At 52.4% G+C, this 21,098-nt stretch carries 16 protein-coding genes; 12 read left to right on the top strand and 4 right to left on the bottom strand.

Annotation, left to right across the window (positions count from 1 at the left end; translation table 11 throughout):
• Positions 1-28 precede the first annotated feature (28 nt).
• The 8 genes from JHJ32_RS17820 to JHJ32_RS17785 all read left to right on the top strand — a co-directional run bounded on the left by JHJ32_RS17820 (position 29) and on the right by JHJ32_RS17785 (position 11,822).
• A complete protein-coding gene (locus JHJ32_RS17820) occupies positions 29-2,032 on the top strand; it encodes an FAD-dependent oxidoreductase (RefSeq protein ID WP_233632737.1) in 2,004 nt (667 codons plus the stop codon).
• A gap of 25 nt (positions 2,033-2,057) precedes the next feature.
• Positions 2,058-3,719 carry an FAD-dependent oxidoreductase gene (locus JHJ32_RS17815; RefSeq protein WP_200121893.1) on the top strand — a complete coding sequence of 554 codons (1,662 nt, stop codon included), beginning with the start codon at positions 2,058-2,060 and terminating at the stop codon, positions 3,717-3,719.
• A complete protein-coding gene (locus JHJ32_RS17810; protein WP_200121891.1) occupies positions 3,716-5,170 on the top strand; it encodes a carbon starvation protein A in 1,455 nt (484 codons plus the stop codon). Before JHJ32_RS17815 ends, JHJ32_RS17810 begins: the two co-directional genes overlap by 4 nt.
• Positions 5,171-5,189: 19 nt before the next feature.
• Positions 5,190-7,463 (top strand): c-type cytochrome, encoded by a 2,274-nt coding sequence (locus JHJ32_RS23230; protein WP_200121889.1) that lies wholly within the window; start codon positions 5,190-5,192, stop codon positions 7,461-7,463.
• A gap of 63 nt (positions 7,464-7,526) precedes the next feature.
• Positions 7,527-8,150 (top strand): bifunctional 4-hydroxy-2-oxoglutarate aldolase/2-dehydro-3-deoxy-phosphogluconate aldolase, encoded by a 624-nt coding sequence (locus tag JHJ32_RS17800; RefSeq protein ID WP_079715452.1) that lies wholly within the window; start codon positions 7,527-7,529, stop codon positions 8,148-8,150.
• Between the two features lie 55 nt (positions 8,151-8,205).
• Entirely contained in the window at positions 8,206-9,354 is a 1,149-nt protein-coding gene (dgoD, locus tag JHJ32_RS17795; protein WP_200121887.1) for a galactonate dehydratase, read from the top strand.
• A 3-nt stretch (positions 9,355-9,357) separates the two neighbouring features.
• Complete coding sequence (locus JHJ32_RS17790) at positions 9,358-10,326, top strand: 2-dehydro-3-deoxygalactonokinase (RefSeq protein WP_200121885.1); 969 nt, start codon at positions 9,358-9,360, stop codon at positions 10,324-10,326.
• Positions 10,327-10,418: 92 nt separating this feature from the next.
• On the top strand, positions 10,419-11,822 hold the full coding sequence (locus tag JHJ32_RS17785; protein WP_200121883.1) for a Gfo/Idh/MocA family protein: 1,404 nt from the start codon (positions 10,419-10,421) through the stop codon (positions 11,820-11,822).
• A gap of 22 nt (positions 11,823-11,844) precedes the next feature.
• Here the strand turns inward: JHJ32_RS17785 and JHJ32_RS17780 are convergent, their stop codons facing one another.
• From JHJ32_RS17780 to JHJ32_RS17765, 4 genes are all read right to left on the bottom strand, one after another.
• Positions 11,845-12,966, bottom strand: a complete 1,122-nt coding sequence (locus JHJ32_RS17780) for a D-TA family PLP-dependent enzyme (RefSeq protein ID WP_200121881.1) — start codon at positions 12,964-12,966, stop codon at positions 11,845-11,847.
• Positions 12,967-12,978: 12 nt separating this feature from the next.
• Entirely contained in the window at positions 12,979-14,058 is a 1,080-nt protein-coding gene (locus JHJ32_RS17775; protein WP_200121879.1) for a dipeptidase, read from the bottom strand.
• Between the two features lie 13 nt (positions 14,059-14,071).
• The gene (locus JHJ32_RS17770; protein ID WP_079715457.1) at positions 14,072-14,455 is read right to left on the bottom strand and encodes a RidA family protein; all 384 of its coding nucleotides are present in this window, start codon (positions 14,453-14,455) and stop codon (positions 14,072-14,074) included.
• Between the two features lie 249 nt (positions 14,456-14,704).
• A complete protein-coding gene (locus JHJ32_RS17765; protein ID WP_176146085.1) occupies positions 14,705-15,721 on the bottom strand; it encodes a LacI family DNA-binding transcriptional regulator in 1,017 nt (338 codons plus the stop codon).
• A gap of 122 nt (positions 15,722-15,843) precedes the next feature.
• Between JHJ32_RS17765 and JHJ32_RS17760 the strand changes: the two genes are divergently transcribed.
• The 4 genes from JHJ32_RS17760 (at position 15,844) to JHJ32_RS17745 (ending at position 21,092) form a co-directional block, all read left to right on the top strand.
• Positions 15,844-16,695 carry a sugar phosphate isomerase/epimerase gene (locus JHJ32_RS17760; RefSeq protein WP_079715459.1) on the top strand — a complete coding sequence of 284 codons (852 nt, stop codon included), beginning with the start codon at positions 15,844-15,846 and terminating at the stop codon, positions 16,693-16,695.
• A gap of 55 nt (positions 16,696-16,750) precedes the next feature.
• Complete coding sequence (locus JHJ32_RS17755; RefSeq protein ID WP_200121877.1) at positions 16,751-18,166, top strand: Gfo/Idh/MocA family oxidoreductase; 1,416 nt, start codon at positions 16,751-16,753, stop codon at positions 18,164-18,166.
• A gap of 93 nt (positions 18,167-18,259) precedes the next feature.
• Positions 18,260-19,054, top strand: a complete 795-nt coding sequence (locus JHJ32_RS17750) for a hypothetical protein (protein WP_079715461.1) — start codon at positions 18,260-18,262, stop codon at positions 19,052-19,054.
• Between the two features lie 16 nt (positions 19,055-19,070).
• Positions 19,071-21,092: a helix-hairpin-helix domain-containing protein gene (locus tag JHJ32_RS17745; RefSeq protein ID WP_233632736.1), complete on the top strand. Its 2,022-nt coding sequence runs from the start codon at positions 19,071-19,073 to the stop codon at positions 21,090-21,092.
• Positions 21,093-21,098: the final 6 nt, after the last annotated feature.

The following is a 21,098-nucleotide window of genomic DNA, read 5'->3' as shown; positions in this document are numbered from 1 at the left end:
ATAAAAAAAGGATTAGACTATGCGATTCATGAACAGGTTTTTTGTTGTATTGTATGCCTTCGTAAGTGTTGTCGTTTTGCCGTCCGCAGCCACGCCGCGCGCAGACAGCTACGACCTATGCATCTATGGCGGCACTTCGGCGGGCGTAATAGCGGCTTATACGGCAGCGAAAGCCGGAAAGTCCGTCGTCCTTATCGAACCCAGCCATATGCTCGGCGGCATGAGCGCGGGCGGGCTCGGGCAAACGGACATTGGCAACAAATACGTGGTCACCGGCTTGGCACTGGATTTTTACCGCAAGCTGGGGAAACACTACGGCACTTTCGAGCAGTGGATATTCGAGCCTCACGTAGCCGAACGGTTATTCAATCAATATATGGAGCAGTGCGATGCCAAAGTGCTTTTGGGCCAGGCACTGTTGGATGTCAGGAAGTCCGCCACTACCATCGAAGAGATTGTCTTACAAGCAGTCGATCGGCTGGGCACGCCTTCGCTATCGGTGAAAGCCAAGATGTATATGGATTGTACCTATGAAGGGGATCTGATGGCCAAAGCCGGGGTCTCTTATCACGTAGGGCGGGAAGACAACCGGGTATATGGCGAGACCTTGAATGGTGTACAACTGATGACCGGGCATCAGTTTCCGGATGGTGTCGATCCTTACGTGGTGCGGGGCGATCCAAGCAGCGGGCTGCTCTGGGGGATACGCGACGGCGAACTGTTGCCGAACGGTACCGGAGACAATAAGGTGCAGGCGTATAACTACCGCATTGCGCTGTCCAATGTGCCTGAAAACCGGATTCCCATCACCAAGCCGGACAACTATGACCCTGCTCGCTATGAGCTGCTGAAACGGCAAAAGGAAATCCAGCCCTGGAAAGGCTTGAATGATGTTTTTATCTGGAGCTTGATGCCGAACGGCAAAACGGATATCAACAACCGGAATGGTTTTTCCACGGATATGATTGGCATGAACTGGGACTACCCCGAAGCGGATTACCAACGTCGGCAGGAGATCATCAAGGCGCATGAAGATTATACGAAGGGATTGCTGTATTTTGTGGGTAATGATCCATCGGTACCTGAGTTTATACGCAAGGAGATGCAGCAATGGGGATATCCAAAGGATGAATACGTAAATAACGGCCATTGGAGCCCACAGTTGTACATCCGTGAGGCGCGGCGGATGATAGGAGAGCTCGTGATGACCCAGCATCATTGCCAGGGCCGCGAAGTGGTCACGGATGATGTAGGGTATGCCGCCTATACGATGGATTCGCATAATTGCGACCGGTTGGTGGTCAACGGGATGGCCAAAAACGAAGGGAACGTGGAAGTCGGCGGCTTCCCGCCCTTCCCGATTTCTTACCGCGCCATCGTGCCCAAACGCGAGCAGGTAACGAACCTGTTGGTTCCGGTATGCCTATCGGCAAGCCACATCGCCTTTGGATCGATACGGATGGAGCCTGTCTTTATGGTGCTGGGCCAATCTGCGGCCGTAGCGGCATGCATCGCCATCGACCAGCGCATCGATGTGCAGCAGGTAGGGGTCGAACAACTCAAGTCGATATTGGCGGACAATCCCAAAGCTGATTTCAGAAAGGCGGATTATCTGGTAAATTGTACCGATTCTAATGCGGTGGCCTTTACCGGTAAGTGGGACACGGGTAAATCCAAAGGATACGGACGTACTTATTACCAGGCAGAAAGTGCCGACGGGCTAAGCACGGCTACCTTCACGGCGCCGGCCATCACCAGCGGCAGCTACGACGTATATACTTATTTCCCCAAGACAGCTGAAAGCTCGGGAAAATTGACTTATGTCGTATTTGATGGGGAAAATCAGGATGAGCGGGTGTTGGATTTGTCGGGGGTTGAAATCAAAGGACAAACCTCCAGCACGTGGGTATCCTTGGGTAGCTACACGGTGACCAATAAAACCAAGCCGCCATTTGTAACCATCAGCACTAAAGGAGCCGATGGAATAGTCGCCGCGAATGCGGTACTTTTTGTACCTTCGGACGATCAATAGTTTTTGTTAACCAGTTTAGCTTATTATGATACGAACCATTTTGTCGTTACTTCTGCTATGCTGCCACTTGGCGTGCAGTACAACGGATCCAAATACTTATGAGGCCGATCTTATTGTTTACGGGGGTACTTCAGCGGCGGTGATTGCCGCCGTACAGGCCAAGAAATCCGGCAAGTCGGTCATTGTTGTTTCGCCGGACACCCACCTGGGCGGCCTTTCCTCCGGTGGGCTGGGATTTACCGATACGGGAGATAAGTCCGTCATCGGTGGTCTTGCCCGCGATTTTTACCACCGTGTATATCTCCACTATGCCGATAGCGGCGCGTGGCGGTGGGAACGGCGCGAGGACTATGGCAACAAAGGGCAGGGGACTCCCGCCATCGACGGCGATGCGCGTACGATGTGGATATTTGAACCGCATGTGGCCGAGGGAGTTTTTGAGGGCTATGTGAAGGAATACGGCCTTGACGTGCACCGCGACGAATGGCTGGACAGGGAATCCGGTGTGGAAAAGGTAGATGGGCAGCTCGTGTCGCTGACCACGTTGAGTGGGAAAACTTACCGGGGAAAAATGTTTATCGACGCCACGTATGAGGGCGATTTGATGGCGGCCGCGGGTGTAAGCTACCATGTGGGCCGTGAGGCGAACAGCGTGTATAACGAACAGTGGAATGGCGTGCAGGTGGGAGTATTGCACCACCGGCACTGGTTTATGACAGACATCAGCCCGTATAACATTCCGGGCGATTCTTCCAGTGGACTGCTTTACGGTGTTTCGGCTGATCATCCTGGTGAATATGGGGAGGGCGACAACCGATTACAGGCTTACTGTTTCCGTATGTGCTTGAGCAACCACCCTGACAACCGGGTGGCATTCCCTAAGCCGGACAACTACAACCCTGAAAACTACGAGCTGCTGGCCCGGGTCTTTGCGGCTGGCTGGCGGGAAACATTTGACAAATTTGATATTATCCCCAACCGCAAAACCGATACGAACAACCACGGCCCGTTCAGCACGGATTTCATTGGCGTGAACTATGACTACCCCGAGGCAAGCTACGAACGACGCCGTGAAATCATCAAAGCACACGAGGACTACCAGAAAGGCCTGATGTATTTCCTGGCCAATGACCCGAAGGTCCCGGAAGAAGTGCGGACGGAAATGGCGCAATGGGGGCTGGCCAAGGACGAATTTACCGACAACGGTAATTGGCCGCATCAGCTGTACATCAGGGAGGCACGCCGTATGGTAGGGCAGTATGTGATGACCGAGCATGACACATTCAGCGATCGCGAAATCAATGATCCGGTAGGAATGGGATCGTATACGCTGGATTCGCACAACGTGCAGCGCTATGTAAAGCCGGACGGTTTTGTGCAGAATGAAGGGGATATCGGTGTTTCACCGAAAAAAGGCCCTTACCAGATATCCTATGGTTCGTTGGTGCCTAAAAAGGACGAATGTACAAACCTGTTGGTGCCGGTATGCATGTCGAGTTCGCATATCGCTTTCGGTAGCATCCGAATGGAACCGGTGTTCATGATCCTGGGGCAAAGTGCGGCGCTGGCGGCTGCTTTGGCCATCGATGGCAACACGGCAGTACAGGATGTACCTTATGCCGACCTGCAAGCTCGGTTGTTGGAAGAAAAGCAGGTGCTGGCAAGAGGTGAATTTAAAACAAGATGATCACTTTTTTTATATGCGTGGGTGTGCTAATCGTGGGGTATTACAGCTACGGGCTTATCTGCGAACGGATTTTCGGCATCGATCGCAACCGGCCTACACCGGCAATGGAAATGGCTGATGGCGTGGATTATGTGCCCTTGCCGCGATGGAAGTCGTTTTTGATCCAATTTCTCAACATCGCAGGACTGGGCCCCATCTTCGGAGCCGTGGCCGGGGCTATGTGGGGGCCGGTGGCCTTCCTGTGGATCGTGCTCGGCACGCTGATTGCCGGAGGGGTACATGATTATTTTTCGGGCATGCTTTCCCTGCGCAATCAGGGAAAGAGCTTCACCGAAATCACGGGTAAATACCTCGGAAGGCCGCTGATGCAGGTTATGCGTGTACTCACGCTGGTATTGCTGATCATGGTAGGAACCGTATTTTTCGTCGGGCCCGCCCAGATTCTGGCTGGACTGTCCGGTACAGGCTGGATGTCTGTAACCGTTTGGTCGATTATTATCTTATGCTATTATCTGCTGTCTACGATATTACCAATCGATAAGGTAATCGGAAGATTTTATCCCATATTCGGCGCCGTGTTTTTAACGATGACAGTGGCGCTGTGGGTGGCTATGGTTTACGGTGGGTTACCGGTGCCGGAGTTGTCCATAAGTACGCTAGGTATCAACCAACACATCCACCCCGAAAAGTTTCCGGCTTTTCCGATGCTGTTCATCACCATTGCTTGTGGTGCCGTTTCCGGTTTCCATGCCACGCAATCGCCACTGATTGCCCGCTGCCTGCAGCATGAAGGGCAAGGTAGGAGTGTGTTCTATGGCACGATGGTGACCGAAGGTGTGGTGGCCATGATATGGGCTGCCGTCAGCATGAGCTTTTTCGGCGGCATCAGGGAACTAAATGTATTCATGGATGAACGATCGGGCAATGCGGCCATGGCGGTCAATGAAATCTGTACGGGTCTGTTGGGGGGGCTGGGTGGTATATTGGCTGTCATCGGTGTTGTGGTGGCCCCCGTTACTTCGGGCGACACCGCATTTCGCAGCGCACGCTTGCTGCTGGCGGATATTTTTAACCTTGGCCAACGGGCATTGAAAAACAGGCTGCTACTGGCAGTACCGATGTTTTGTTTAGCCTATGGGATTAGTTTGATGGATTTTGGTGTCATCTGGCGATATTTTGCCTGGACCAATCAAACATTGGCCACAGTGGTGTTGTGGACGGTCACTGCATACTTAATCAACGCCGGCAAAAACTACTGGATTGCATTGATACCGGCGCTGTTTATGACCAACGTGGTCGTCTCCTACATCTTGATCGCACCGGAGGGGCTGTCGTTGCCGCATGGATTTTCGTATTCATGCGGCATTGCGGTGGGCGTGGGATTGCTCTTATACACGTTCTGGTATATTTACCGAAAGGGTAAATATGTGGTTTCTGTGGATAACAGATAATTTTTCCCAAATTTGGTGCGTGAAAATAAAAAACGTGACCTTTTTTTGCCCTTTAACGGCATTGGTGCTGCTTGTTTATGGGGTGTGTGTGCAATGCCGCAGTACATCACACGACGGCGTGCTGTCTCCCGAAGCGTCGTTGAGGGCTATGGAACTGGAGGAAGGCTTTGAAGTGGCCCTGGTTGCTGCTGAGCCTTTGGTTGTGGCCCCGGTGGCCATGACATTCGATGACCGGGGCCGTATATGGGTGGCCGAGATGGATGGATACATGCCTGATACGGCGGGCACGGGTGAAGATGCTCCTGTAGGCCGCATCGTCATACTGGAAGATACTGATGACGATGGCCGGATGGACAAGCGGACGGTTTTCCTTGACTCGCTGGTGATGCCCCGCGCGCTTTGTCTGGTAAACGGCGGACTGCTGATGGCCGAACCACCTAACTTGTGGTTTTATGAAATCCACGACGGACATCCGGTCGGCAGGTCGCTGGTAGACAGTGCTTACGCGGAAGGCGGCAATGTGGAGCACCAGCCAAATGGGCTCTTGAGGGGCTTGGATAATTGGATCTATAGCGCCAAATACGACTGGCGGTATCGAAGGCTGCCCGACGGGACCTGGGAAAAAGCAAAAACACATTTCAGGGGCCAATGGGGCATCAGCCAGGACAACTGGGGAAGGCTGTATTACAACGACAATTCGAGTAACCTGTACGGTGATTACTTCCCGCCCGGGTTCGGTGCCGGCAATTCCGGCCAACGCCGGGTGGCCGGATATGGCCAAACCATTGTGGCTGACACGCGCGTGTATCCCATCCGTCCGACAACGGGGGTAAACCGGGGATATATGGAAGGGGTTTTGGATACCACCGGACGGTTGGTGAATTTCACGGCGGCTTGTGGGCCGCTGATCTACCGTGGCGGCTTAATACCCGGGGAGAACGCTTTCGTAGCGGAGCCGTCTGCTAACCTGATCAAACGGAATGTGCTTACGGAGGAGGGCTTTCGCATGACGGGGAAGCAGGCTTATGAAGGGAAAGAATTCTTGGCTAGCCATGACGAACGGTTCCGGCCGGTAAACCTGTTTGATGGGCCGGACGGGGCGCTTTATATCCTGGATATGTACCGGGGTATTATCCAGCATAGCACGTACCTTACACCTTACCTGAAAGATGAGATTACCAAACGGGGATTGGCCCGTCCGCTCGGCATGGGAAGGATTTACCGTGTGTTTCCCAAGGACAGCAAGCGGCACAGGGTTGCCATGCCCCGACGCACCGATTCGCTGGTTGCGCTGCTGGGGCATGGCAACGGGTGGGTCCGTGATCAGGCACAGCGTATATTGGTAGATAGACAGGCGGTAGATGCGACAGCTGGCTTGCGTGCCCTGCTGCATGGTACTGCTCGGCCGCTGCAATGTATCCACGCCCTATGGACGCTGGAAGGACTGGGGCAGTTGACGGCAAGCGATATCCAGACCGTATTGGCTCATCCACAATGGCAGGTACGTGCGCAGGCGTTGGCTGCACTTCCGTCGCTGGCTGGTATGGCTGCCAAGGATGATTTAGTCGCTATAGCCGAAAAGGCCGTTGCGAACGGCGATACACTGCTCGTGCCCTATGCGGCTCTGGCTGTAGCGTCGTTGGGCACCGTGAGGGAGCCGGCCATCATGCGTATCATGGAGCGGTGGGCCACGCAGTACGCGGATAATCGTTATGTCGCTGATGCCATCATCAGTGCAGCGACGGGGCATGAAGCACAATTCATGCGGGCGGTGGCCAAGCGCGTGCCGGATACGTCGATGGTAGTACATAAGCGCCTCCTATCCGTGGTCGATGCGGCCAACGAGCGGGCAGACCGCGACAATCAGGAACAGTTGGCCAAGCACTATGCCAATGGCATTACGCTGTTCAGGAATGCTTGCCAACCTTGTCACGGAGAAGACGGCCGTGGTGTGTCGTCTATTGCCCCGCCCTTGGCGGGGTCAGAATGGGTGCAAGGAGATAAAGAACGACTGATAGCCTTGGTGCTCTATGGCCTTACCGGGCCGGTCGATGTGGGTGGCCATACTTATAGGGCTCCGGAAGTCAGTGGCGAGATGCCGGGCATCGCCCATAATCCGGCTATTGATGACGCAGACCTGGCCCAATTACTGAGTTATATCCGGAATGCCTGGGGGAATAACACCGGCGATGAGGTAGTGCCGGAAGACTTGGGAACCGTTCGGTCAAAGTTTGGCGGCCGGACTCAACCCTTCACACAGGATGAACTGTACGAATTATTTGGAAAGCATTAACGTATTTGGCTGGAAGTTCACTACCTTTGTGTGGTAGTCTCTGCCCTATAAACCCTAAGTTGTATGTCTACATTATCAGAAATCAAGGAAAATGGCATCATCGCAATTATCCGTGGCCTTCGGCCCGAGTATGTGCTGGACGTTGCCGAAGCGTTATATGCCGGTGGCATCCGCATAATAGAAGTAACCATGAATTCCGAAGAGCCGCTGGCGGCCATACGGCAGCTGGCCAACACCATCGGTGACCGGATGGTTATCGGAGCCGGCACGGTACTTGACACACCGACGGTGGAAGCTACAGTAGCGGCGGGAGCACGGTTTATCCTTTCGCCCGTGGTGGATGCCGATGTTATTCAGGCAACTAAACGTCTTGGTGCAGTGAGTATACCGGGCGCATTCACGCCTACGGAAATCTATGCCGCATATAAGCGCGGCGCCGACATCGTGAAGGTATTCCCCGCGATGTCTCCTGCCTACATACGAAGTATCGGCGGGCCGCTTCCGCATATACCGCTGCTGCCTTCGGGAGGTATCACACCGCAAAATATCAGGGATTTCAAAGACGCCGGAGCTGTGGCTTTTGGTGTAGGCAACACGCTGATTAACACCGGGCAGCCGGTAACAACCGCATATTTTGAACAACTGACCGACAAGGCTCGTCAATTTGTGTCGGCTCTCGCTGGTTGACAGCCAACTAAAGCGGATACCGCGGCTTCGTTGCTGATAAGAAAAAAACAGATACATGAAGATCAAATCCTACGAATTATTCCAGGTGCCGCCGAGGTGGCTGTTCTTGAAAATCGAAACGGATGAAGGCATCACGGGCTGGGGTGAGCCGGTAATTGAAGGGAAGGCAGCCACCGTAAAGGTAGCGGTTGACGAACTGATGACCTACTTGATTGGTAAAAGTCCCCTGCCGATAGAAGATCACTGGAATGTGATGTACCGCGCCGGTTTTTACCGGGGAGGTCCGGTTTTGATGAGCGCAATAGCCGGCATTGACCAGGCGCTGTGGGACATCAAAGGCAAATATTACAATGCGCCCATACATGAGTTGCTTGGCGGCAGGGCGAGGGACAAAATGAAAGTGTATTCATGGATTGGCGGCGACCGGCCGGCTGACGTGGGCCTGGCTGCGAAAAAAATGGCAGACAACGGATTTTTAGCCGTCAAGATGAATGCCACCGAAGAACTGCAATACATTGATAGCTACGATAAGATCGATGAGGCTGTGGCACGCATAGCAGCCGTAAGGGAGGCCACGGGGCCCGCCTTCGGCATTGGCATCGATTTCCACGGCCGTGTACATAAGCCCATGGCAAAAATACTGGCCAAGGCATTGGAGCCGTACCGGCCTATGTTCATCGAGGAGCCGGTGCTTCCGGAAAACAACGAAGACCTGCGGGAGATAGCCAACCACGTAGCCATACCCATCGCTACCGGGGAGCGTATGTTTTCTAAGTGGCAGTTTAAGACGTTACTGCACGCCGGTTATGCCGACATCATCCAGCCGGACGTGTCTCATGCCGGCGGAATCACGGAATGCAAGAAGATCATTTCGATGGCGGAGGCCTATGATGTTGCGGCGGCTCCGCACTGCCCCTTAGGGCCTATTGCACTGGCCGCATGCCTGCAAGTAGACGCCACCTGCCACAACGCTATTATCCAGGAGCAAAGCCTAGGCATACACTACAACCAGGGCAGCGACTTGCTGGATTATCTGGTGGACAGCGCCGTGTTTCAATACGAAGATGGTTATGTGAATATCCCGGATGCCCCCGGATTGGGTATCGTCATAAACGAAGCGCATGTGCGGAAGATGGCCGCCATTGGGCATCAGTGGCAAAATCCCGTCTGGCGGCATACCGATGGCAGTGTAGCGGAATGGTAACTCATGGAAAAGTTTTTAAGCTGCGATTGGGGAACAAGCAGATTCAGGCTTCGGCTGGTTCAGGTCGCTGACCTGCGCGTGCTGGCTACAATAACGCATGGACGCGGGATCGTAGATACCTTTAACTCGTGGAAGGCACAAAAGGGACAACGCTCGTCGCGCAAGGCATTTTATGTGAATGTATTGAAGGAAGCGGTCACTGAACTGAGCCAAAAGTCGGGCATTACGCTGGATGGCATTCCCATTGTGCTTTCGGGGATGGCTTCCGCGACGGTGGGGCTGGCCGAGCTTCCTTACAAAATGCTTCCGTTTCGGCTGGATGGTACTGATCTGCTCATCGAAACCATGGATGCCGAAGGGTTGGAGCACCGCCTTATTCTTGTATCCGGGGTGAAAACGGACCGAGATGTCATGCGGGGCGAAGAGACCAAAGTGCTGGGATGTGCATCGGTCTTGGATGGCCGGGAAGAAAAACAGCTTTTGATTCTCCCGGGTACGCATCCGAAACATATTTGGGTAATGGGTGGCCAAGCGATGGCGTTTGAAACCTATATGACCGGGGAGTTTTTCGAGTTGCTTACCCGGCATAGTATATTGTCGGCTTCGGTAACCGTAGGGGCAGACGTCAGTGATTCGATGAGCCGCGACTATTTCCGCGAAGGCGTGCGCACAAGTCAATCTTTTGATTTGCTTCATGCCGCCTTCATGACCCGGACCAACGAGGTGCTTCGCCATGTCCCCAAGGCAGCGAATTTTTATTACCTAAGTGGTGTGCTGATAGGTGCCGAGCTGAGGGGGATATCCGCAGATGTGCCGATTTGCTTAGTTGGCGGACCGAAGCACAACCCACTGTATGAATGGGCATTAAGTGAGCTCGGTGTGCCGGTTGCGAAAACAATGGATGCAGACGAAGCGCTCATTAAAGGCCAGCAGTTGATTTTTTCTGCGCAGAATTTTATCAATCAATTATAAATATGGGCTCGATATGGCAGGAATACGGCAATGCTCCGTTATTTCGACCATCAAAGGTACCATCAGACAATACAAAACAAAAAAACAAACAGATGAAAACGGATAACCAGCATTCCAGACGTAATTTCCTGAAAAAAATGGCCAGCACTGCGGTTGCGGCTAGCGTAGCGCCTACCATTTTGTTGCCTCGGAACGGCAATGTGCTGAGCAGGGAGATTGCGTACCGCAAAACGTTCGGCGCTAATGATCACATTCAAATTGGACTCATTGGTGGAGGTATACAAGGCACCTCAAATATGGAGTCGGCATTAAAGGTGCCCGGAGTAAAACTCATGGCTGTAGCGGATCTATATGACGGGCGGTTAGTGCGGGCAAAGGAATTGTATGGCCATGATATGGCAACGACAAAAGACTATCGGGAAATACTGAACAGGCCAGACATTGATGCGGTCGTTGTAGCGGTTCCCGACCATCTCCACGCACAAATCGGCATCGAAGCCTTGAAGGCCGGTAAGGCATTATATTGCGAAAAGCCCATGACCAAACTGATTGAAGAAGGGCATGCCTTGATCAAAGCGGCCCATGAAACCAAGCAATTGGTTCAGGTGGGTAGCCAGCGCGTGAGCTCCATCATCTATGCCAAGGCGCGTGAGCTGTTTCGGGCAGGCGCAATCGGCGAACTGAACCTGGTGGAAGCATATTATGACCGCCACTCTGCCCAGGGGGCATGGCAGTATTCCCTGCCGTTGGATGCGTCGCCGGAGACGGTTGACTGGGATCGGTTTTTGAGTGACAAGGCACCGAAAATACCATTTGATCCGCTTCATTTTTTCCGTTGGCGCAATTACCAACGCTATGGTACCGGCGTGGCCGGGGATTTGTTTGTCCATTTGTTTTCGGGAATACATTTTGTGCTGGATTCCAAGGGGCCAAACCGGATCATGACCAGCGGCGGGCTCCGTTACTGGAAAGATGGCCGTGACGTACCTGATCTGATGGTTGGGATTTACGATTACCCGAAAACCGAATCGCACCCTGAATTTACGTTGACCCTACGGGTTAATTTCGCCGATGGTTCAGGGGGAGGGCAACAGTTTAGGTTCATTGGCAGCGAAGGACAGATGATCATCTCCGGCAGGGGGGTGAGTATCAAGAAGAAACGGCTGGCGGAGGCCCCCGGATATACGATTAATACGTTCCCTGAGGCAATGCAAGAGGCATTTCTCAAAACATACCATGAGAAATATCCTGCCAAATTCGAAGTGATTGGACCTCAGGAGGAAGAATATACTGCACCGAGGGAATATAGCGATAGCTATGACCACTTCGCTAATTTCTTCAACGCTATCCGCAATAAAACCGGCGTCGTGGAAGATGCCGTCTTCGGTTTGCGCGCAGCCGGCCCGGCCCTATTGTCCAATACCAGTCACTTCGAACGGAAAATCGTGCACTGGAACCCCGAAACGATGGTTGTCGAACGCAGCGCTACAACGTAGCATACGGCCTGCCGTGTGTCCATTATACGATAACTTGGCGGTCGCGGGCCTTTATCGGCCACACACCGCTTTGTTGCCCCTCGGCAATGGCAATGGCCCGTTCGTACAGGGCCACCGTGGGGCAGATGTGGTAGGGCAATCCGTAAAACACGTCGCCAATTTTCCAACCGTGGCCTTCGTGAGCTTCCACAACGAGGTGCTCTTCGCTTTGCGAGATGGGCTTTAGCCCCGGGGCGTTGAGCAAGTGTATCCGGCGATCGATTGGATTTTCCGCGGCAATAGCTTTATGGCCCAAATCGAGGCACAGTGTCGTAGGCGTAGGCAACGAGATGACTCGGGTCAATACCAATGCCGCATGCACGAAATGTTGTTCAGGCAGGCCATCGCCGTAGCCTTTATCCCAGAAAATAAACGTGCCCGGGCTACACACTACCCGCGTATCGGCAGCGTGGATGGGAAACGTGGGTGAGCCGCCGGCGACAACCACCGGGGTGGGATAACCTTGGCGCTCCAACTCGGAAACCATGGCCCAGACAGGGGCAATGCCGAGCAGACAGCGTTGCCTGCGTTGGCTGACATCCGGATCGCGGAGGTGGCCGTCATAGGCATGTAAGCCCAGTACCTCGATGTTGTCTAACAATTGGATGCCATGGTAAAGCTGTACGGCCTTATCGCCGGCCGGGATACCCGTTCGGCCCATGCCTACGTTGATATCGATGTACACTTGGATTGTCAGGTCGTTGTCGGAGGCGATGGTTGACAAGCGTTCTGCATTGGCCATATGGTCAACCAAGCAAGAAAATGCGGTGTTGGGATACTTCTTTATGAGTTCCAGATACCGGTGTGCTTTAGGGCCAACCGGCTGGTAAGCCAGCAGGACATCAGGTGCGTTGGACATGGCCAATAGCTCGGCCTCGGCGATGGTGGCACACTTAAATTGGCGGATACCCGCATCCATCAGCATGGCAGCGGCTTCTTGGGTTTTGTGGGTTTTTACGTGCGGCCGTAATCGGCTGGTATCCCCATTGACCATTTTTTTTAGTGTATGGATATTTTCACTTACACGCTTGGGATAAACCACAAGCGCCGGGGAGTCGATATGATCGATATCCTCGATGGTATACCAGGATTGAGTGTCGTTCATTATTGATGTTTTTTAGTTGTTTTTCCATGCCCGCCGGATAAACCGAAGCCAGTTGCCATGGAAGATGTTGGTCCTATCGGACGCGGTGTATCCTCTTTTCTCCAATATGCCTTCCAGTTTCCGGAGATCGGCAATGGTACTTAAATCATAAGGGCATTGTTCGGAGCCAAACATACCGTCCAGATCGCTGCCGATGGCCGCATGGTTGCTGTTGCCGGCCAGCTGGCAGATATGGTCAATGTGGTCGGCCAGGCGGTCAAGATTTACGCCACATAACGATGGCGTTGACTTGCCCCGGGTCCAGTTCGGTGCTAACATCCAGGCATCCAGGGCGCTCCCGATGATTGCGCCGCGTTCAATCAATGCGTCCAGTTGGTCGTCATCCAATTGCCGTTGGTGGTTGACAAGCGCTCGGCAGTTGTGATGGCTGGCCCACACGGGACCTTTGTATATCGCCATCGCCTGCCAGAAGCCTGCGTCGGTCAGGTGGGTGATATCCAAAACCATGTGCAGGTGATCCATCTCCTTGAGGAGCTCAACACCCAGCGGGGTCAACGGCCCTTCCATGCCCGTGCCGGGAGCATAGCGTCCGGGGCCGTAATGCGCGGGTCCGATGGCCCGAAGCCCGTAGGCATATGCGCGTTCAAGGTAAGAAAGGTCAATCAGGGAGTCGGCGCCCTCCAGGCTGAGCATGAAGCCGACCGGCTTGGTATCGTTGGCTACCCCCTCATCCTCCCATAGGGCAATGTGGCGCTCCAACGTAGTTAAATCTGTGATTTGCTGCATTTCGCCGGTATCGATCATGGCCCGGTACCAGGCCAGCTGACCCTGTGTCTGCGCCCAGGCTTGTTCCGGTGAATACCAGCCTGGCAATATGCGGTGATTTTCTGTAACCCGGGCGATTTGCGTGGCCACAACCAAGCCGATTCGCCCCTTCCTCAGTTCAGGTAGCGATACCACGTTGTTCCCACGATCAGGTTTGTCTTGCATGCCCGACTCGCGGGCGCGAATGCTATCAATATCGGCCGTTAGGTCACGGTTCCACTCCATGGCGTTCATCGCCAGATCGAGGTGTGCGTCGATGATAAGCATGGCGATTGCGCGGCTATTTCTTGGCGATGCAGTCGATTTCTACTTTGATTCCGTTGTCCAATACGGATTGAACAGTGGTTCGCGCAGGCCTGATGCCGGTGAAGTATTCGGCATATACCTTGTTGAACCGTTGGAAATCGGCAATGTCGCTCAAATGGACCGTGCATTTCACGACATCTTCCATGGTCATTCCCGCCTGTTCCAGGATAGCCTTGATGTTTTGCAGGGTGAGGTGCGTCTCTTCTTCAATGGTGCCTAAAACAAACGTTGACTTCTTGAAATCAATAGCGGCTTGGCCGCTTACAAATAACAGGCCATCGATAAGCACGCCATCGGAATAGGCGCCAGTAGTAAAGCCTTGTGCTCGGTGGGGGTGGACGATTTTTGTTTTTTCCATGTCAGTCTGTCGTTGTCGTTTTATTTAATAAGTGCTTTGTTAACTATTTACCCTGCGAAAGGTAGCAAAAACGAATCGATTTTTGAAAGCGGCGTAGGCAAAAGGTGATGTTTCCTGGTTTCAAGTGCCGGTAAAATCTAGTACACCGATTGAAAAGCGCAAAAAATCGATTTTTTTTGGCATAACACATATGATGCATGGGAGTTTTACGTTAAAGAATAGTTTGACAGCACGCTTTCTTTACCTTTGCTATTGCATAGTGAACACCTGCAATTCGCAGGGCACTTTAATGAGTTGGGGGGCGTATCCTGTTTTTGGGTGGCGGATTAAGTCCAACAACAATAAACCTGATTTTTGCCCGATTTCATAGGGTTGTTCTTTGAGGGAAGCAAGTGGAGGCCGCTCCAGGTACTGGATCATTGGATTTGCGCCATAGCCTATGAGCTCGATGGCATCCGCTTTTTGTGGAAATTCCCTGCGCAGGCAGTTCAGCGCATCGAGCATCACCTGGTCTTTAAATGCCAGGATGGCGGTCGGTGGATTATCGAGCTGCATCAGACGCCGGATGGCCTGGAAATTGTGCTCGTGGGTAAAGTCACTTTCCTGGACCAATGACTTGTCAAACGGAATATGGTGCTGTATGAGGCCGTCGCGGTATCCCAGGAAACGGTCGCGACTGGTGGTCCAGAATGACGAGGCGTTGATGAACCCGATTCGCTGATGGCCCCGGGAAACCAAATAGGCGATGGCATCGATGGCTCCTTTGTATACATCACTGCATACGCAATGGTATTCTTCATTGATGGGCTTGCGGATAAAATAAACAATAGGTATGCCTGAATAGACAAACTCATTGATGTGTGTGGTGTCTGCCGTTTCGCGGGATATGGCAATGACTAACCCGTCTACGCGGTTTGCTTGCATGGTGTTCAAGAGTTCTTTCTCGCGCTGGAGGCTTTCATGGCTTTGGCTGATGAGCACGTTGTAGCCGTTGTCATAGGCAAACTTTTCGAAACCTTCCACGGCGGCAACATAAAAATGGTCCAGCATGTTGGGGATGACAATGCCAAGCGTAAATGACTTTTGTTGCTTGAACCGGATCGCAGTTTGATTGGGAACAAAATGAAGTTGTTCGGCAAGTTTTTTGACGCGTTCTTTCGTGACCACACCGATGTTGGGGTGATCGCGTAATGCTTTGGAAACCGTGGAAGGCGAGATATTTAATGTTGCAGCAATATCCTTGATGGTAGCCCGTTTGTGATCCATTGGGCTAATATAGGGAAAAAGCCGCATGTAGTATACCGCTCAAGCAAACGTAAATTATGGTACACCCAGTGAGGGGCATTTATAAACGATAACCAATTACATTTAACAGATAATTCATATTGATGGAAACAAGAAAAACGTTCATTCAGAAAGGGCTGCTTGGAGTTTCAGCAGCAATGATGGGGTTCTCCGAAGCTTGGGCGCGTCCGGGTAATTCGCTTGATAGCATGCGCGGCGACGATCGGTTTGCGCTTGGCATTGCAGGTTACAGCTTTGTGCATTTCGGTTTAGACGAGTCGTTGGCCATGATGAAACGCATGGATGTACGTTACTTATGCATTAAGGATTTTCATTTGCCGCTGACCAGTACCGACGCCGAAATAAAAGCGTTTCATGAAAAGCTGGCGGCATCGGGGGTGACCGGCTATGCGGTAGGCCCAATCTACATGACGAAGTCTAAGACCGAAATTGATAATGCGTTTGAATACGCAAAGCGGGTAGGCGTCAAACTCATCGTGGGCATACCCAACAAAGAAGATCTGGCATACATCGCTGACAAGGCCAAAGCATACGATATTCGTTATGCGATCCATAACCATGGGCCGGAAGACAAACTATATCCCAATGCAACCAGTATTTTCGATTTGGTGAAAAATCTGGATGAACGAATGGGCCTTTGCTTCGATATGGGCCACAATATGCGGGACGGGCAAGACCCTATCGGGGATCTCAAACGGTATCACCGTCGGATCTTTGATATCCATCTCAAAAATGTTACCGCTGCGACCAAAGACGGGAAGACCTGCGAACTGGGAAGAGGAGTCATTAATATCCCCGAATTTGTCAAGATGCTACGCAAAGTGGGATATGATGGAAAATGCAGCTTAGAGTTTGAAAAAGACATGAAAGACCCCTTGGCCGGATTGGCGGAAAGTGCGGGATACTTCAGAGGTGTATTGGATGCCTCTGCATAAAAAATGTTGTTTATTTTTGTTTCAATAACGTTATATCCATTAAAATCAATTATAAATGAATAATTCAAGAAGGCGATTTCTCAAGCAGGCCATGTTGGCGTCCGCTGCCGCTGCCGTGGCCCCTAATTTATTGATGGCGAGGCCCAGATTTGCTGCCGCCAATGAACGGGTTAACCTGGCTTGTATCGGTATTGGCAATCGGGGTGGCGAAATCATCCGCGATCTCTACGCAACCGGACTCGCTAACATTGTAGCACTGTGTGATGTCGATATGGGTGCGCCGCATACGCAAAATGTGCTGAAGCAGTTTCCTAATGTGCCGCGGTTCCAGGACTTCAGGCAACTATTTGACAAAATGGGGAATGAAATTGATGCGGTTTCCATCGGTGTGCCGGATCATTCTCATTTCCCCATCACCATGCATGCCATGGCCCTTGGTAAACACGTATATGTGGAAAAACCGATGGCGCGCACATTTAACGAGGTAGAACTGATGATGAAGGCCGCCGAAAAGTACAATAAGGTTGTCACGCAAATGGGCAACCAAGGGCATTCGGAAGCGAATTATTTTCAGTTCAAAGCTTGGGTAGATGCGGGTATTATCAAAGATGTCACGACCATTACGGCACACATGAACTCTCCGCGGCGTTGGCATGGATGGGATCCCAATATCAAGTCATTCCCACCGGCAGAGCCCATTCCTGATACATTGGATTGGGATTTGTGGCATTCCGCCATAGCCGACCAGCACGATTACAACAAAGATTTCATAAATGGCCAATGGCGTTGTTGGTACGACTTCGGCATGGGGGCATTGGGCGATTGGGGTGCACACATTATCGATACGGCTCATCAGTTTCTGGATTTGGGATTGCCTTACGAAGTCGAGTGCACGAAGGCCACGGGCCATAACGACTTTTTCTTCCCGATGTCGTCGACGATTGTATTCAAGTTTCCGAAGCGCAAACGGATGCCTGCACTTGACATCACATGGTACGATGGCCTTGACAACCTGCCACCTATCCCGGAAGGCTACGGCGTCTCGGGGCTGGACCCCAATATCCCCCCGCCAAGCACCGGCGAACTCGAACCGGTAAAACTAAATCCGGGCAAAATCATTTATGGTAAGGAATTGACCTTTAAAGGTGGGTCACATGGCAGTACACTTTCCATTATCCCGGAAGAGAAAGCGAAAGAAATGGCGTCACAACTGCCTGAGGTGCCGCAAAGCCCTTCCAATCACTTCGCTAATTTCTTAAAAGCCTGCAAAGGCGAAGAAGAGACGCGCTCGCCGTTTTCGGTGGCGGGACCCCTGAGCCAGGTCTTCTCGCTTGGTGTATTGGCGCAGAAACTGAATACCAAATTGGAGTTTGACCGGAAGAAAAAGGTCATTACCAATAACGAACTGGCCAATCAACTCTTGGTAGGGCCTCCGCCACGTAAGGGCTGGGAGCAGTATTACCAAGTGTAACCAGCCGTATTAGCACGGATAATGCCTGCATTTGCGTGAAAGGTATTATCCGTGTTTTTTGTTTGATGGCATTTTTTTGCTATCTTCACCTCCATGATTGGAAGGTGTCTCATACTCCTCCTAATCTCCTATGAAAGCCTCGCCCAAACCTACGTCGGCCCAAACTACCAAGCCATGGGTTTTACGGGCACCGCCCTCCAGGGGATTTACAGTTTGACGGCTAATCCGGCCGGTCTGGTGGGAGTGGAACGCCTCACAGCCAGCGTGAGCTACCAGCATCATTTTTTTACGGCGGACATCACCACGCAGGCGGCGTTATTGGCTATACCTACCCGTTTGGGCGCGTTCGGCCTCGCTGCGAATCGTTATGGACTAAAGGAGGCATATGACGCTACGAAGGTGAGCTTTTCTTTTGCCAAACAGTTTGGGACGCAATTTTCCATTGGGTTATCCACCAATTACCACCAGCTCTTTATACCCAATTACCTCAGTACATTTTCCCTGTCGGTAGACGTAGGCGGACAATACCATTGCGGCCAGGGGACAATCATTGGGCTGCATTTCAGTAACCCCAATAACGCCCGGTATGGGCAGGATGTCTATGGCACTATCCCCGCTTTCATACGGCTGGGTGCCAGCCACCCATTGGCCGGGGTACTGGTTTCTGTGGATGCTGTATACCCCCTGGAAGGTACGCTGGGAGGGAGTTTCGGTGTCGAATACCACATCGGTGACATTGTATGCTTACGTGGCGGATTATCAACCAATCCGTTGCAACAGCATGCAGGCTTTGGCGTGGATTGGCAGCAGTTTACGCTTGATGCGGCAGCCACGTTCCACCCTCGTTTAGGTACATCACCCCAGATAGGCTTGAGTTATGTGTTTTAGCCGGTATATCCTGTTTGTGTTTGCATTATTGGCCGCTCGCGGCCTCAATGCCCAGTCCGGAACGGATTTGCTTATCGAACGGCTGACAGAACTTATCGCTGAGGAATTGGCCGAAGATTTTGATTTTTCGGAACTGGCTGAGCGGCTTGAATTTTACGAACGGCATCCCATTGACCTCAACCATACCGATGGCAGGGAATTACGGGAGCTTCAATTCGTCCCGCAATTATTTATCGATAATGTGTTGGAACACCGTGAACGTTCAGGAAAATTTATCGCCACATTGGAGCTACAGGCCATTGAGGGACTGGATATTGACGTGCTTCGGATGCTGTTGCCCTATGTCACGGTAGATGTTTCCCGCTCCCTATCCGGGGTAAACGCGCGTCGGCTATTGAATGAAGGAACCCATGATTTGATGGTCAGGTATGGGCGTACGGTGCAGCAACGGCAGGGATATCGGATTACGGATACCACCCGGTCGCGCTACCTCGGCAGCCCCAATCAACTATTCGCGCGCTACCGGTATCATTTTGGACCTGATTTGCAGCTTGCGCTCAATATGAAGAAAGACGCGGGTGAAGGGTTTTTCAGCGGGGCGCAACGGTACGGTTTTGACTTTTACTCCGGTAGCATTTATGTGCGCAATCAAGGCCGGCTGAAAGATGCCGTCATAGGGGATTATGCATTGCAATTTGGGCAGGGGTTAGCGATGTGGAATGGCTTAGGGTTTGGCAAGGGCGCTATGGTACAAGGTATGATCAAACAGGCCACCGGTTTGCGCCCCTATACTTCGTCCAATGAGGTGCTTTTTTTGCGGGGCGGTGCCGCCACAGTTGCGTTTGGGCGCTTATTGATTACGCCTTTTTTCTCCCAGCGCAGTCTGGACGGCTCCAGGACTTATACCGCGGACGGTGAACCCGCGGTAAGTGCTATCGGTCAAACCGGGCTTCATCGCACCCCTACGGAAGTGGCCAACCGCGGCGCGGTATTGCAACGGGTGTATGGTATGAATATGCAGTATGAATACCGGCGCTTTCGGCTGGGGGCGATGGCCTATCGCACCCATGTTGACAAGCCGATTCAGCCGCAGGACGTGCTGCGCAACCAATATGCGTTTCGTGGGCGAAGCCTTTCGAACACCAGCGTCTATTATAATTACTCGTGGCGGGGGGTATATCTGTTTGGCGAGGCAGCCCATAGCTTGGGGAGCGGCTTCGCATTCGTTAATGGGCTCATCGCCTCGCTGCACCCCCATGTGTCATTGGCGTTGCATTATCGCAATTACCAACGCGATTACCATTCGTTCTTTAATCAAGGTGTTGCTGAAGGAAGCAGCGCAACCAATGAACAGGGGTTTTATTCAGGGTTGGTGTATCATCCGAGCCGGGCGGTTGAATGGGTGTTGTACGCCGACTTTTTTCGTTTTCCCTGGTTGCGGTATCGGGTAGACGCGCCGTCCCAGGGGGTCGATGTACTCTCTCAGCTCACCTACACATGGTATAAAAAAGCGAACATAGCAGTTCGCTACCGTTATCGGCAACGAGCGGAAAACGCTTCGTTGGAGCTGCCCCACAATGCTATTGTAGACGTGCTGCGGCAGCAAGTGCGCATAGGTGGTCAATATAAACTAAACGATTCCTGGACGACGCGTGCCCGCGTGGAGCTGGCGCATTACGCGAAGGAAGGAGAAGCTTCGGAGTTGGGCTGGATGGTTTACCACGATCTCATTTTTAAGCCGATGAGTGGCAGGTTGAGCGGCAACGCACGCATTGCCCTGTTTGGCACTCCCGGTTATAATTCGCGCATTTATGCGTTTGAAAATGACGTCTTGTATGCCTATTCGTTTCCACTTTACCACAACAACGGCTTGCGGACCTATGTCAACCTCCGATATCGCTTCGGACGGAAAACCGACGTATGGCTGCGGTATGCCACATTCATCTATCGCGGCATTGAAGAAATAGGCAGCGGACTGGACCTGATCGAAGGCAACCAGCGTTCGGACGTGCGTATACAGGTGCGGTGGCAATTTTAATTCGTA

Source organism: Parapedobacter sp. ISTM3 (assembly GCF_016533505.1).
Classification (GTDB): domain Bacteria; phylum Bacteroidota; class Bacteroidia; order Sphingobacteriales; family Sphingobacteriaceae; genus Parapedobacter; species Parapedobacter luteus.
The sequence above is the reverse complement of the archived record's forward strand: the minus strand, read 5'-3'. Positions and strand labels throughout refer to the sequence as shown.